This is a genomic window from Stenotrophomonas sp. 10N36, assembly GCF_056395005.1.
The window spans coordinates 168,664-183,782 of record NZ_JBFTIS010000009.1; the positions used below are offsets into that span (position 1 = coordinate 168,664).

Consider the following 15,119-nt stretch of genomic DNA (forward strand, 5'->3'; position numbering starts at 1 on the left):
CGGTGCCCTGCCCTGCCCTGCGCGTTACCAACCGATACCAACACCCAGGCCAACGCTCTGCTCACCGCTGTTGGTGAACGCGCCGTTGAGGCTGAAGGTGGCCGAGCCCTTCTCGTTGAGCACCCGCTGGTAGCCCACGGCCATGGCCGATTCGCCATCGCTGTAGCCCACACCGGCACCGAGGCGGTTGTAGGTGGCCAGGCCGGCGGTGTTCATGGCCATCGCGCTCTGCGCGCTGTTCATGGCCGCCAGCCGGTTGAAGCGCTTGTCCATCTTGTCCAGACGCTGTTCGACCCCTTTGATCGCGTCATCGGTGTACTCGTTGGCGCGGGCGAGCATCTTCTCCAGATCGGCGGTGCTAACCTGCGGCGTGGGGGTGGGTGCAGGGGCGGGTGCGTCGGCCTTGGACGGCTTGCCGCCGTCGTCGGCACTGGCGATGCGAGCACCCCCGTCTGCGGCAGAGGCGGCCTCCGGCGTACCCGATACCGCGCCACTGCCTTCCTCCTCCGCAGCCACGGGCGGCGTAGGTGCACTGGCGGTCGCCATTGCGCGACCTTCCGGCGGGGTGTCAACGCGCTGTTCCAGACCGTCGATGCGGCCATCCAGGCGCTGCTCCATGGCATGCAACTGGCCGCCGTTGACCGCATCCCGGCTGCCGGGTGCGATCAGACCGTTGGCCACGTTGCCGAGCACCATGCCGTTGGCGCCGGCCAGGTTGAGCTGGTTGAGGCCGTCAGCGCGGGTGGCGGGGCTGTCCTGGAAGACCGAGCGAAGTTGGTGCTCCACCCGGTCGACGCGGTTGCCGTTGGTGATCACGGCAGTGTCGAGCGCGGTTAGAGCATCGCCCAGGGTGTGCTGCGAGCCGCCCTGCACCTTGAAGGTTGGACCGACGATGTTGCCGTTGGCATCGACATCACTGCCAAGGGTCGCAAGCGCGCCACGGAGCTGGCCTACGGTGGCGGCGTCGTTGGCACTGCGGCCACCTGCTACATTCACCAAGCGACGCTGCATTCCGTCGTTACCAAAGGACACAGTGTGTGATTCTCTTGCTACAGACTGTGCGCCAATTGCTACAGACTCCACAGCTCCCTTCAGTACGGCGCTCGCAGCACCAATCGCGATTGCACCGGATTCAGCGACTTGAGATTCAGTGCCGAGGGCAAAGCCTCTGGCAGCGCCTTCATGGACGTGCGAACCACGCCCCAACGCCACTGAATTTGTGCCAGAAGCGACTGCGTACGCGCCTAACGCCACCGCCCCCTCTGTATCCAAGGAGGCTGATGCAGAGTCGCCCATAGCGATGGCGAATCTCCCAGCCATTGCGGGCGTTCTATCAATCGAATCACCGAACTTCAGGAAACTGCTGCTTTCAGCCAAACGTTCAACATTTCGATTCGTATCGTATAGCTGCCTGCCAGTGACGACGTCGCTACTAGCGGGATCCAGCTCACCGTCCGCGACTCCGGTCAAGCGTGCGCCAGCAAAGTCGATCGGCCCACCCGCATCCCTGACTTGCATCCCAGCACCCCCAACTAGCTGCTCTCTCAGTCCATCAATTTCGTTTCGATTGCGTTCGATCTTCTGTTCCGCTGCGTGCAATTGACTGCCGTTGACTGCGTCGCGGCTACCTGGGGCGATCAAACCGTTGGCCACATTACCCAGCACCATGCCACTGGGCCCAGCAAGGTTTAGTTGGCTTAGACCATCGGAACGGATTGACACGTCATCTTGGAACACCGAGCGGAGTCGATGCTCCACCGATCCTACGCGCGCATCAGTCTTGAACACGGCGAGATCCAGTGAAGAAAGCGCGTCGCCCACAGTGTTCTGCGTACCGCCTTGGACGTTGTAGGTCGGCGCCACAACATCGCCGTTGACCATACCTGCACCACCTCCGAGCGTTGCCAGGGAGTCCTGCAGCTGCGCAACGGTAGTCGCGTCATAAGTGTCTGAGCCGCGGCCGACATTCACCACTCGACGCTGCACCGTGCCGCTGCCAACAGACACCGTGTTTTCTTGATCAGCATATGATCCATAGCCTAGCGCGACCCCATTTTTCGCCGACGCCTTGACCTGGGCCTGCGCACCAAGCGCAACACCGCCATCAACTTCTACGCGGGAGCTAGCACCCAGAGCGAACCCTTCAGTAGAACTCTCTGTTACATGCGCCGCACGACCGAGCGCGACTGAGTTCGTACCCATCGCCTTGGAGAAGCTGCCCACTGCAGTCCCACCCTCGTTGGCAGGCGATGCTTCAGAAGACTCACCGATCGCCACCCCGAACCAGCCAGCCGTGGCATCTTCGCTAAGTTCATCAGTGCCGATCTTGAAGAACCGGTTGCGAACTTCGATTGAATCTATCCGCTCGTTAGTCGCAAACAACTGCCCACCATTCACCGCCTCGGTACTGCCTGCCGAGCTGATATCCCCGGGCGCTACACCTCGAACTTTTCCACCATTCAGGTCGATGCTACCGTCCGCAGCGAACTTCACCACTCCGTCCAGATCCGGATCGAAGTTCTCGAATTCGGTGCGCAACTCATCCAGGTCGCGACGGTTGTCTGTGATGCGCCCATCCTGCCCGGACAGCTGCGAGGAGTGCGTCGCCAGCAGCCCTTCATTGGCCGTCACTTTCTGCTGGGTACCGAACAACTGCTTGCCTGTAACCGCCTCGGTACTGGTCGCACCAAGGGTGCCATCGGCCACGCCGCTCAGCTTGCGCGCTGCATTGGACTTGTTGCGCAGGTCCAGCGTGGTGCCGGTGTTCTGCGCACCCAAGCGCAGGTTTCCGCTGGCTGAGACCTGGCTGACCAGGCCTTCCAGAGCCGTCGCACGGGTTACTACCCCGTCCGCCGTTCGCTGTGCGGCGGTCGCTGCCGCTTGCGCCGTGGTCGCCGTATTCTGCGCTGCGGTCACGTTGGTGTTGGTGGCATTGAGCTGCTTCCCGGTTACCGCTTCGGTGCTGGTCGCACTCAGGGCGCCATCGGCCACGCCGCTCAGCTTGCGCGCTGCGTTGGACTTGTTGCGCAGGTCCAGCGTGGTGCCGGTGTTCTGCGCACCCAAGCGCAGGTCCCCGCTGGCTGAGACCTGGCTGACCAGGCCTTCCAGAGCCGTCGCACGGGTTACTACCCCGTCCGCCGTTCGCTGTGCGGCGGTCGCTGCCGTTTGCGCCGCGGCCGCGGTGTTCTGCGCTGCGGTCACGTTGGTGTTGGTGGCATTGAGCTGCTTCCCGGTTACCGCTTCGGTGCTGGTGGCACTCAGGGTTGCGTCGGCCACGCCGCTCAGCTTGCGCGCTGCATTGGATTTGTTGCGCAGGTCCAGCGTGGTGCCGGTGTTCTGCGCACCCAAGCGCAGGCCCCCGCTGGCTGAGACCTGGCTGACCAGGCCTTCCAGAGCCGTCGCACGGGTTACTACCCCGTCCGCCGTTCGCTGTGCGGCGGTCGCTGCCGTTTGCGCCGCGGCCGCGGTGTTCTGCGCTGCGGTCACGTTGGTGTTGGTGGCATGCAGCTGGCCACCGGTCACCGCGTCGGTGCTGTTGACGGCAAGGTTGCCGTCGTCCACGTGCTGGATGCGGCGCTTGTTGCTGGCGCTGCCGACCGACACGCTGTTGGCACTGGCGGTCACCGAGCCGGCGCCCAACGCCACTGCATTGGTATGGCTGGCAACAGCCTGGTTACCCACGGCAGTCGCCGAGGTTGCGCTGGCCCGGGTTTCGCGCCCCAGAGCGGTCGCCTCATCGCCAGTGGCCTGCGCGCCGGAGCCCAGCGCATTGGCATACTTGCCGGACGCCTTGGATCGCACTCCCATGGCGACTGCGCGCTCGCCGCTGGCGACACTGACGTGGCCGATGGCGGTTGCGTAGGCACCGTCGGCCAGTGCGCTGTCGCCTAGCGCGATGCGGGTGCTGCCCAGTTGCCCTGCGACCGCCTCGACCAGCGCTTTTGCCGTTCCCGCCGTCAGTCTGGCGGCATCGGCGACGTCCTTGGCCGCTGCCACACCCAGATTGGTGCTGTGCAGCTGGCTGCCGGTCACCGCGTCGGTGCTTCCTGCGGTGATGGCGCCGTCCGCCACGTACTGGATCTTGCGCCTTAGGGCAGCACTACCAACGGACACGCTATTGTCGGACGCGGATACCGATCCAGCTCCGAGCGCCACCGCGTTGCCGTGGGTGACGCTGCTGCGATCGCCGAGCGCCACGCCGCTGCCGCCAGCGGCATTGGCAAGATTGCCCACTGCGGTCGAATAGGTGCCACTGGCCGCTGATTCCCGGCCGAGTGCGGTGGCCTGGTTGGCGGTCGCCTGGGCACGGTATCCCAGCGCGGTGGCATGGGTACCTTTTGCGATTGCGTAAGTACCGCTGGCCAGTGCCCCGGTGCCACTGGCGGTGGCCTTGTTGCTCGCCGTCATGCCCGTGCCAGTGGCGGTGGTGTAGGCGAGCGCGGCGGCCTTGGCAGCTGCACTATCGGCGGCGGCTTTTGCCGCTGCAGCGGTACTGGTCGCGGCAGTGACTGCCTGGTTGGTGGCATGCAGCTGCTGCCCGCTGACGGCGTCTGTGCTGGTTGTGCTGAGAACACCGTTGCCCAGGTTCTGTATGCGACGGCGGGCACCGCTCTGGTTTGCAACGTCAATCACCGTGCCGCTGTTGGCACCGCCCACCCGGATGGCGCTGCTGGCGGAGGTCTGGGTGACCAGACCGGTTGCTGCCAGGGCACGGTCCGCCGTGGATTTGGCGGTATTGGCGGTGCTCAATGCCGTTCTGACGTCCACGCTGACCGCGTTGAGCTGGCGACCGTTGACCACGTCGGTGCTGCTCGCGTTGACCGCTCCGTCCGCAACATTGACGATCTTGCGCTTCAGTGAGCTGTTGCCAACCGATATCTGGTGAGCACCGGTCGTTTCCGAATCTGCGCCCAATGCAACGGCGTATGTGTGGTCGGCTTTGGAGTCCGCGCCCAGCGCCATTGCCTTGCCTGGCCCGTGTGCACGGGCTGCTCGCCCCAGCGCCATGCTGTCCGCGTAGCCGCCTGCGGACGCGTGGTTACCAATCGCGATGGAGTGCCTTGAACTGCTGTTGGCCACTTCCGCAAAGTCGCCCAGAACGATGGAACCCTCCGCACGCGCACGGGTGTCGCCACCCAGAGCAATCGCCCCGCTGCCCGCGGATGTGGCACCGCTGCCAATCGCCATTGCATTGTGGCCGTCAGAACGGGCGGCATTGCCAACCGACACCGTGCCGACCGAGTTGGCACGGCTACCGAAGCCCACGGCAATTGCATGAGTGCCATAGGTTTCGGCGCGGTTGCCTACCGCCACGCTATTAGGACCGGACGACTTCGACCGTATACCCACGGCGATGCTCTCCACGCCGCCGGCGTGCGCTTCCGCGCCAACAGCCATGGTTTCCGCCGCCGTTATCAGGCTCCAGGCCGAAGCCGTCGTGTTGTTGTAGACATCCAAGCGGTGGACTGCCTTCGTGCCTACCGATGACGGCAGCATGCCATTGGACTGGAATGCGCTCAGCGTCTGCCACTGCCACCAGTCCAGTTCTTCCTCGGTGGTCTCGGCTGCGCCCGCCGCCAGCGGAAGGGTGGTCAGCAGCGCTGCGACGGCAGCGCTGCGGCATACCGTCTGCGCACGCTTGCCACGCATGCGGGTGAGCTCACTGACGACCACCCAGCACTGCAGGGCGGTGGACCAGACACGGCGATGAATCCTGTTCATGACATCTCCTTGGGAAACTAAGCGAAAAATGATGGGTACCCGGCACGGTCCGCCATGCCGGGATGGTTCAGGGGGTAAGGGTCTGTACGTGCTCGCGGTAGCCGTCGCGGGTCAGCCGGTAGCGCAGCTGTACGGTGTGGCCCGGCTGCATGGCGAATGGCAGCGGCAGCGCACTGCCGGGATACAGACTGCGCGAGAGGTCGTGCGCGGTGCATTGGCTGCCATCGCAGTCGGCGATGCTGGTGATGCCCAGGCGCAACGTGCCGGCGTTGCGCAGCTGGTCGCCTTGCACGCGAACGTCCACCGTGCCGTCGACGGGCAATACGTTCACCAACGCCCCCCACACCAGGTTCACGCCGACGCTGGCCTGGGCGCCCTCGCCCGCGGCCTGGTCGCGTTCGTCCGGACCGCGCACGCCTTCGAAGTAGACGCGGTAGGCGGTCTCGGCCTGCACGGGCTGCAGCGGGATCACACGGATCAGGCGGTTGCCACCGCCAGCCAGGGCGAACTTGCCCGGGGTAACCGCGATGGCCGCTTCGCTGGGGTCCACGTCGACCTCATGCTCCTGCTCGCCGGCGGCATCGACGATACGGCGGACCGAGGTCTGGATGTATTGCGGCTGGGTAGACTGGGAATAGATGCGGATCTGCGTACTGCGCTTGCCATCGACCGCGGCGCGCATCGGGTGCACGGTGAGATTGGCGTGTGCAGGTGCCGCCAACAGCAGCGACAGGGACAACAGAACAACGGCTGGAATTTTCATGGAAGCTCCTGGAAGGTCAGGGCGTGACCGTGGGGACGCGCAGCTCCACCTGCAGCTCGCCGAAGTAGGTGCCGGCCTGCTGCGTGGAAATGGGGACGCGCGGAATATCGAAGGTGATCGGCGTGGGGACGCAGAACACCGGTTGGCTCATGCCGGGCAACAGCACCAGACGCAGCTGAGCGGTATCGATGCCATACAGCTGTTGCTCCACGCCGTTGGGCATGGGCACCGGGGCGCCGTTGTGGTCCAGGGTGACGGTGTAGTCCAGGCGACGGGTATCGTCGCTGCCACCATCGGTATGCCAGAGCGAATAGCCGCTCGGACCGGGCGGCTTGCCACTACGGTCACGCACGGTCACGCCGAGGTACTGGGCCTGAGAGCCGAGTCCGTCGTATAGGCACATTTCGAGTGCGGTGCGGCCGCCTACCGTCTGCCGTATAGGGTCGTAATCGGAGTTGAGCTGAACCAGTGGGGTGACGTGGTGGAAGGCCGGGAAGTAGATTGAGACGGCGTTGCGGTCGGTGATGGTCAGATCAAAGGTGTAAACCTGCACCGCCAGGTTTCGAGCGCCCGGTGTTTGAACGCTAAGTTCCAGTTTCGCGGACCAGACGCCCGCGACCAGCTTCCTGAGCTCTGCTTCACCAAGGCTCAGCTGTGCTCCCGTGCCCGCTGGCTCATCAAACGCGCACGCCGTTCCATAGCCCGTCCAGGGTGCAAATATCCCGTTCTGCCAAAAGTTTCCGAGGCAGGAGCGACCAGACAATGCTCGCTCTACCCCTCCCCTTATCGACAACTCGGTGCGCATCTGTGACCGACTCTCTGTGAACGTAAGCCTTATGTCTCTCAAGCCCAACGAATGTTCATTGGTGTTATCTGTTGGGCACGCGCCGCGCGTAGCGTCAGAGTCTGATAGACAGACCAGATGCAGGGCGCCGTATTGGAGTGAGAGATTCGTATGGTGATAGCCCAATAATGTGCGCCGGGGCATCAGCACCACATCCCCCGGCAGCGCCGACCGATCCCACGACATCACAATGTTCTGCGTGGCACTCACCGGATGCGTCTCCGGCGGCCGCTGCCCCCACGCCTTCGGCATCACCACCAACAGCGCCATCAGCAGCATCACGGCCCACACACCACGCCGGTTCATGGCGTACCTCCCGCAGACGCCGTCTGCGGCGTCGCCGCCAGCAGGGCCTGCTCCTGCAGCAACCGGGTTACCCGCGCCTGCTGGCGGATCTCGGCCGGCAGCTGCGCCACCCCCAGCGGCTCGCACTGCACGGTGCCCACCAGCATCACCACGCTGCGTCGCTCACGCACCTGCAGCGGGCACTGCAACAGGCGGTCCTCCTGCAGCAGGTACAAGGTGCGTTCGCGGCGCGGGAAGTCGGCCACGAAGCCGCCGTTGCTGCCGGTGCCAGGCACCGGTGCATTGAGGATGCGGGCGCCGCCCAATGGCAGTCCGGCGATGTCGCGCGCGTTGCCGATGAAGGTGTAGGTCACCTCGATCGGCACCGGCATCTGCACCAGCCGGCCGGGCGACAGGAAGACCGGCCGCGAGCCACCCACGCCGGTCACGCGGATGGCGGCATCGCTGTTCAGGGCGCTGGCGTCCTGCACTTCGGCGCGGTGGCTCTGGTAGGCCGGCAGCGGCAACAGGCGGCGCTCGCCGAGTGCCAGCCGTTGCCGGCGCAGGCCGCCCACCTGCAGTTCGGCGGCGACGCCGGTCAGTTCCAGGTCGTCGGTGTCGTCCACCTGCACGGCCAGGCCGGCCTCGGCCCCCAGCCCGCCGCCCCAGTAGAAGCCGTGCCGGCCCAGTGCCAGGCCGGAGCTGTGGGTGGCGCTGTAGGCCATCTCGGCGCGGCCGCGCTGCTGGTAGTGGGCCACGGTGCCGCCGGTGTGGCCGATGCTGTTCTGCAGCTGCGCGCTGAGCGCGGCGCTGTAGCGGTCGCTGTTGTTACCCCGCAGGTCCACGGTGGCCTCGCGGTACTGCGCCTCCACGTCCTGGCGCAGGGTCTGCCCGGCGCTGTAGTTGATCTCCGGCCGCGCATGCTGCGGCTGTCGCACGTCCAGGCTGTAGCGGCGCTGCGAGGTGCCGCGGTCGCCACGCTGCAGGCGAGTCAGGCTGAGGTTGAGGAAGATGCCGCGGTCCCGGCCGTCGCGCAGGCTGCTATGGCTCTGCTGCTGCCACACGCCGACCCGGGCGGAGATGCTGAACTCCTGCCAGCGCTGCACGCGGTTGTAGCTGGCCTGCCAGGTGCGGGTGAGGCTGGGCTCGCGGCTGTAGCGCTGCTCCCACGGCGGCAGCAGCGGGTCCAACCCGGCCAACGGGTCGTCGATGTCCCCGCCAAGCAGTCGCCCGCGGCTCCAGGTCTGGCGCCGGGTATAGGCCACATACGCACTGCCACCGGCAAGCGGCAGCGCCATCGAGGCACTGAGTGAATCGGCGCAGCCCAGCCGGTCGCGCGCGTCGTCCTCGAACTGGCAGGCCTTGCCGCGCATGCGCTGCTGGTACAGGTTCCAGGACGCGCGCCGACGGTACGACACCTGATGCTGCTGACCGGTACTGCCATCACTGCCCTGCAGGCCACTGAAGGTGGCGCGGATATCCTGGGTGGCGAAGGCATGGCGCAGGTCCACGCGCAGCTCGCCATAGCTGACCCCGCCGAGGTCGGCGACACCGGCGGTGATGGCGGTAGCCCGTCCGAGCGGCAGGCGCAGGCCGGCCATGGCGGCCATCTCGCCGTCGAAACGGTCACTGCGGCGCTCGTTGCGGCGGCCGCCCTGCAGGAACCACTGCACGCTGCTGTTGGTCCAGTCGCCGCCCTTGTCGAACGGTGCCTCTTCGCTGCGCACCAGCACGCCGTCTTCGTAGATGCGCAGGGTCACGCTGTAGCTGCCGAACGGGAAGCGGCGGGTGTCGAGCTGGTTGATACCCGCCTGGAGGTAGAAGGTCTGCAGCAGGCGCTCGCCGTCGAAGGCATCCACGCGCGCGTCGCGCGCCAGCAGCACGGTCAGCGGCAGCGCCTGCACGGCGGCCTCGGCGTCCACGTAGGCCTGGGTGGTGCCCACGCGCACGCCGGCGAAGCGGTCCATTGGCAGCAGGCTGAAACTGAAGGTGCCGCCGTGCGGGCTGGAAAGGTTGCGGCGGTCCATGCGCCCGGCCTGCAGGTAGTGCTGCTGGCCCAGGTCATGGCGGTAGTAGGCGTTGTCGAACTGGAAGTCGTGGCGGCGCTGGCCACCGCGGTACTGCTGGCTGTTGAAGTTCCAGTCCACCGCGATGTGGCCGCGCTGCAGCACGCCCAGCGCGCCGGCACCTTGTGCGGTCAGCGCCTGGTAGCCACGCCCGCCACTGAAATTGACGGTCTGCTGGTGCAGGAACGCGTTCTCTGCGTTGCTGCTGACCTGGTGGAAGCGATCGGCTGCCGGTTCGGCGCTGATCCACTGGCGGGCAACGAACAGACGCACCGCGCCTTCGCCTTCGTCGTACAGAGCACGCACGGTGTTGGGATCCTCGGGTGGGTCGAGATAGCCACAGCCGGCGCTGCCGCCGCCGTAACGGCAGGCAAGATGGCTATTGCGCGGCAGTGGCTCGGAGAGGGCCGGCAGCAGTGCTGCCTGGGCCTCGGGAGAGAGGTCGAGCGCCTCCAGTACACGCGCCGGATCTTCCAGCTGCACGCTCTCAAGAGTGACGCGCACCGGCGACAAGCCCGCCGTGCGCCCGAACAGGCGCACATCAAGCTGCTCGGTCTGGCCTGCAACCAGGTCTTCAAAACCGACGGGGACGCCGCGCGCTGCGACCAGTGGTGTGGCCAACGACAGGGCGAGCGCGACCGCCAGCCGGGTCAGGGCGGGTGCGTGAGCTTTCATGGGGAGTGCTGCCTGAGACGGCCGGCCCGGTATCCGGGCCGGCGTGGGGTATTACGGCGAAGCGGTCTTCTGCACCATGGCGATGCTGACAATGCCCTCGTACTCGCCTGCCACGGTGATCGGCGCACGGGTGGCCTGGGCGATCAGCAGATCCATCGCCACCGAGGCCCCCGGCAGCGCGCCGTCGTAGATATCCGAGGCGAGGAAGTCCTGTGCGGCAACCGTCAGGCGCTTCGTGTTGAGGCTGACTGCCAGCGGGATGGGCGTGCCGCCGCCGCTTCGCAGCACGAGCGACGGTTCCGCGGTCAGGCGGACTTCGATGTCCTTGCCTTCATCGTTGGTGTAGATGCGCACACGTTCTTTGTGGAAGGTCAAGCCCTGCCCCGGCAAATGGTCAAGGGTGATCAGGTCCGGCAAGGAGCTGCCATCGGCCTTCATCAGCGCCAGCGTGGTGTCCACATTGGTGTAAACCTTGATGTGGGATTCGGCGGCGTTGGCCGACAGCGAAGCGGCGGTCAGCGCTGCAGTCAGCGCGACCTTCGTGAGGATATTGGACATGGGTTCTCTCTCTTTTTCTGGTGTTCGAAAGGAAGCTTCCGCAAGGAAGCACCGCCGTCACCACGTGGGGTGAGACAGCCCAGTCAGGTTAGTCAGGGAGGCGTGATTTACCCATTCAACCACTCCTAAAAACGACGCCGTCGTTGCGGTAGTGCGACGGCACGCGCAGTAGCGCAACGTTGCAGAAAATCCTACGCACCACGCTACCGTCGGTTTGTGCAGCAAGGTTGCTGGATGCGTAAAAGGACGGCCGCAGCCGTCCTTTGCATGTTCCTGCCTCCAGCCGGTTGAACCTGTATCCGTGCGGCCTACGCCTCACTCAACGCCGGCTCATCCAGCAGCATCTCCTGCACATCCTTCCACATCTTCTCGCGCACCCGCCGCACCATCGCCGAGTCGCGCACGGCCGGCACGGGCACCGGCAGCGCCTCGCGCGCGTAGCCAGACAACAGGTCCGCCGCAGCCGTCGCCGACGGTCGCCGGGTGGGGTCTGCGTCCATCAAGGCCGCCACCAGATCACGCACGTGCACTGGAACGCCCTTGCGCAACCGCCCCAACGCGGGGCGCTGCTCCACGCTGGCCTGCGCGGCCGGATCGGCCTCATCGCGGTGCATCAACCACGACGTCAGCAGCTGGTGGATGGTGGCGCCCAGACCGTAGAGGTCTTCGCGTTGATGACTGCCGGCGAAGGCACCGCGCTTGGCTTCCGGCGGCATGTAGCTGGGCGTGCCCCAGGGCGTGTCGCTGGTGTCATCGGCACGCAGCGCGCCTTCGAAATCCACCGGGCGCAGGCGGCCGCTGCGGTCCACCAGCAGATTGGCCGGCTTCAAATCGCGCCACACCCAACCGGCGGCATGCAGTTGCGCCACCAGTTGCGCCACGCCGGCGGCGTAAGCCAGGGCATCGTCCAGCGCGATCTTCTTCTGCGGATCCGCACACGCATGCAGCAACGGCTCACCGTCGATGTGCTCCATCACCAGGTAGCGGTGCTCGCCAATGCAGAACGCGTCGATCACCGCAGGCGGCGCGAAGGGCAGCCCCTCCATGGCCCGCAGGAATGCTTCTTCGCGCTCGACGAAACTCCTGCCGTCCAGACCGTGCCAGTTGGTTTCACCGTGGCGGCGACCTTCCTTCACCACGCACAGCCGGGCCGGCGAACACTGGATATCCACGGCGCGATACACACCGCCCTTGCCACGCTGCATGAAGGCTTCGTAGCAGAGGAAGCGCGTCTGCAGCGGCGTCGGCGGCGACGCGGCTTCGACAGGCGCCTGGAACGGACAGTCGATCCAGTCCGGCACCGCTTTTCCAGGCTCGCGCAGGTCCGGCACCAGCTCGCCGCTGGGCATGCGCAGCGCACTGACGCGGGTGCCGTCGTCGATCTCCACTTCCTCGTGCCCGAACGCGCCATAGCGGAAGAACACCGCACTGCCGGGCCGCAGTTGGCGATCAAAGGGCACCGCCGGGGCACCCAGGCCCTGCGTGGCGCTGTCGAGCAGCTCGGCCAGTTCAACGGCTTGCGCTGCATCGCGCGGGTACACGGTGATGAACTTGCCGATCTGACTGAAACCGAACGGGATGGCGCTGTTGAGCCGGCCCAGGATGTTCAGTGTCTTGACCGACTTGAAGGCGACGCCGCGTGCGACCAGCAGCGGTGCGCAGCGCCGGAATACATCGATGGCATTGGGCAGCGTGGCGGAAATGTGCAGCTTCCAGCCCTGCGCAGGATGGGCCACCTGCGGCGGGCGGTAGCGCCAGCCACTTTTACCTGGCACCACGGGCAGATAGTGGTCCACCAGCGCGCGCCAGTCCTGTTCGTGGCCGGTCGCAGGCTTGCCGGCGGGGCCCGCCTGGGGGGCATGTGTCACTGCGGTATCGAGATTCTGCACGGACCACCTCCATGGAATGCACGTCAAGCGGGGTGCGCCGGTCCGTGCCGGCAGCCGGCGCACCTTCGATCGCTACCGCACCTACGCCGATCACTCAGCTGCTGGTGGTCGTGGTGGTGGTGGTGCACAGCGGCGTGCTGGTGGTGGTCACGGTGCGGCTGTGGCAGGTACAGGCGGCCACCGACGCGCTACCGCCCGACAGGGCCTGCAGTTCTTCCGGCGACGAGGCGAACTGCGAGAAATACGTCTTCCACTCGCTGCTGCCGGCACCGGCGTGGATGGCCTGCAGGCCCTGGGTGCGCAGCTGGTCGGCGAATCCCTTGTCGTCGAGCGCCTTCTGCACGATTTCACTGGTCTTCTGTGAGAGCGACATCTTCACTTCCTCCTGGAACAGGTGGGCGGTGGGGACGGTAAGGTGAGCCGATCCATCGCAGGGGGGTTGCCATCGCAAACAGTGCGCCGGGGGCGATCAGCCCGACCCGGTGGTGGTGGTGCCGGTGCAGATCGGGCTGGTGGTGGTGGTCACGGTGGTGCTGTTGCAGGTGCATGCCGCCGCACCCGCCTTTGCGCCAAGGGCCTGCAGCTTGTGCGGGTCGGTCGCCATCGCGGCGAAATGTTGCCCGCCGAAATAGGTCTTCCAGGCAGCGCTTTCCTGCCCGCCCAGCACGGCCGCCACGGCCTGGCTGCGCAACTGTTCGGCAAAGGAAGCGTCGGAAAGCAGTTTCTGTACGAACTCGGTCTGGACAGCCATGTGTGCATCTCCATTTCCGTTGGAATCAACAGCGGCGTCTGCCCGTGGCCCAGCGGGTGGTGCTTCCGGCGATGCGCCCGTGGCCGCGGCGCAGGGCGCACGGCGTCCTGCGTCCGTCCATGGACGGCCACGTCATCGTCAATCTGTGCCTTGCGTTGCCTGCATGGATGCGGCGGCGACCGCGTTGTACCGCCGAGCGATGTTCCATCGCCCACGACGAAGCACAACGACGCCCGATGATTGGTGCGACTGCATCCACCTGTTCGACTACCCGGCGTTGCCTGCGAGCCAGGCGCTGCGGCCGGTCCGTTCGATTACTGCTGTTGCGGGTTCATCCCCATCACAACCCCCTGCGTTACGGATGCGTCATGCATCGGTGACGGGTCGGCAGCGTGTCCTTGTCGGCCCGATCCTGGTCCTGGTCATCCCACGCGGCGCGGCAGGCCGCAGGATGCGACGCAGAGCGTCTGCCCGGCCGTTGACTGGGTCAATGCCTAAACCACGCTAGTGCCTATTCAACATCTGATTCTGAGTGCGCACGCACATTTCGGTTTGGTCGGCGTTCTCACATTCACGCGCCGACCTGAGCGCCGGGCACGGCCGTTTGCGCAAACGGGCGTGCGCCGGCTCAGCGCGGCGGCAGCACCTGCACGCGCTTCACCTCGATATCGGTGGGCTTGAAGCGGTGCGTGTCCACCTTGCCCAGCAGCTCCACCGTGGCGGCCGCGCCGACGGCCTGGTGCGGCATGTCCTCGTCGTCGATCTCCACCTCGATCTCGCCGGTGGCGTCGCGGAAGCGGTAGCGTTCATCGCCGACCTTGGCGACCAGATGGCCCAGCAGCAGCACCGCATGGTCGTCGCGCTGCTGACGGGCCTGCGCCACGGTGGTGGCGACGGCCGTGCCACCCGGACCGGTGTAGCCGGCCAGCGCGTCACTGGCGTGCAGCGTGGATGCGACGGCTAACAGGGGAATCAGGAGGTAGCGCGTCATGGTCGGACTCCTTCGGGACTGGCTTGATTGATGTGACAAGCCTGATCCGCGGAGCCCGATAGGCCCATGCAATAAGTACGAAAACGTCAGCGCAGCGCGCCTGCGCGCAGACACCGTTCACGGTCATGACGGGTAGAGCCACCCCATGGGTGGCTGCACAGGATGCCCACACCAACCGGCGCCACCTCGCAAAAATCACGCTTCTTCACCCATGTGCGGGGCAAGCAGAAACGTTCCTTGACACTTTCCAGGCGCAGCCGTCGGTGGGTCGAGCGCGGGGCCCCGATGCCCTTTCCGGCGAATGTCCTCCGGCGTCGGCCTGTGGCCGCCCCCTCCCCCTTTATTTCGCCTCCAAGGGCATCGGGGCCCCGCGCTCGACCCACCGACAGCGCCAGAAAAGCTTGGCTTCCCCTCCTTACCGCAAGCCGGGCCCCGTAGCAGCCGGTAGCAACTGTGTTGATCAGCGCCTGCCTGATCCGTAGCTGAGGCGGCTCCGGTCGGTTTCCTGCGCGCGCAGTAAGCGGTAGGTGCCGGCCGTTGGCCGGCACGCCTTTGCCCGCCATGTTGTCCGCCCAG

9 protein-coding genes are annotated in these 15,119 nt (G+C 66.0%); all 9 read right to left on the minus strand.

The window, feature by feature from the left end; all coding sequences use genetic code 11:
* Window positions 1-24 precede the first annotated feature (24 nt).
* Window positions 25-5,721, minus strand: coding sequence for an ESPR-type extended signal peptide-containing protein (locus tag AC1DCJ_RS11285; protein ID WP_478070974.1), 5,697 nt, complete (start codon window positions 5,719-5,721; stop codon window positions 25-27).
* A gap of 67 nt (window positions 5,722-5,788) precedes the next feature.
* On the minus strand, window positions 5,789-6,484 hold the full coding sequence (locus AC1DCJ_RS11290; RefSeq protein ID WP_428711899.1) for a pilus assembly protein: 696 nt from the start codon (window positions 6,482-6,484) through the stop codon (window positions 5,789-5,791).
* Window positions 6,485-6,500: 16 nt separating this feature from the next.
* Window positions 6,501-7,634, minus strand: a complete 1,134-nt coding sequence (locus tag AC1DCJ_RS11295; RefSeq protein ID WP_478070975.1) for a CfaE/CblD family pilus tip adhesin — start codon at window positions 7,632-7,634, stop codon at window positions 6,501-6,503.
* Window positions 7,631-10,354 carry a TcfC E-set like domain-containing protein gene (locus AC1DCJ_RS11300; RefSeq protein ID WP_478070976.1) on the minus strand — a complete coding sequence of 908 codons (2,724 nt, stop codon included), beginning with the start codon at window positions 10,352-10,354 and terminating at the stop codon, window positions 7,631-7,633. Before AC1DCJ_RS11300 ends, AC1DCJ_RS11295 begins: the two co-directional genes overlap by 4 nt.
* Before the next feature lie 51 nt (window positions 10,355-10,405).
* The gene (locus AC1DCJ_RS11305) at window positions 10,406-10,912 is read right to left on the minus strand and encodes a CS1 type fimbrial major subunit (protein ID WP_478070977.1); all 507 of its coding nucleotides are present in this window, start codon (window positions 10,910-10,912) and stop codon (window positions 10,406-10,408) included.
* 308 nt (window positions 10,913-11,220) lie between these two features.
* The gene (locus AC1DCJ_RS11310) at window positions 11,221-12,801 is read right to left on the minus strand and encodes a class III lanthionine synthetase LanKC N-terminal domain-containing protein (protein WP_478070978.1); all 1,581 of its coding nucleotides are present in this window, start codon (window positions 12,799-12,801) and stop codon (window positions 11,221-11,223) included.
* 94 nt (window positions 12,802-12,895) lie between these two features.
* Window positions 12,896-13,174 (minus strand): hypothetical protein, encoded by a 279-nt coding sequence (locus AC1DCJ_RS11315; protein ID WP_428711894.1) that lies wholly within the window; start codon window positions 13,172-13,174, stop codon window positions 12,896-12,898.
* A 96-nt stretch (window positions 13,175-13,270) separates the two neighbouring features.
* Complete coding sequence (locus AC1DCJ_RS11320) at window positions 13,271-13,552, minus strand: hypothetical protein (protein ID WP_128097592.1); 282 nt, start codon at window positions 13,550-13,552, stop codon at window positions 13,271-13,273.
* Window positions 13,553-14,180: 628 nt separating this feature from the next.
* Entirely contained in the window at window positions 14,181-14,543 is a 363-nt protein-coding gene (locus AC1DCJ_RS11325; protein ID WP_478070979.1) for a NirD/YgiW/YdeI family stress tolerance protein, read from the minus strand.
* Window positions 14,544-15,119 lie beyond the last annotated feature (576 nt).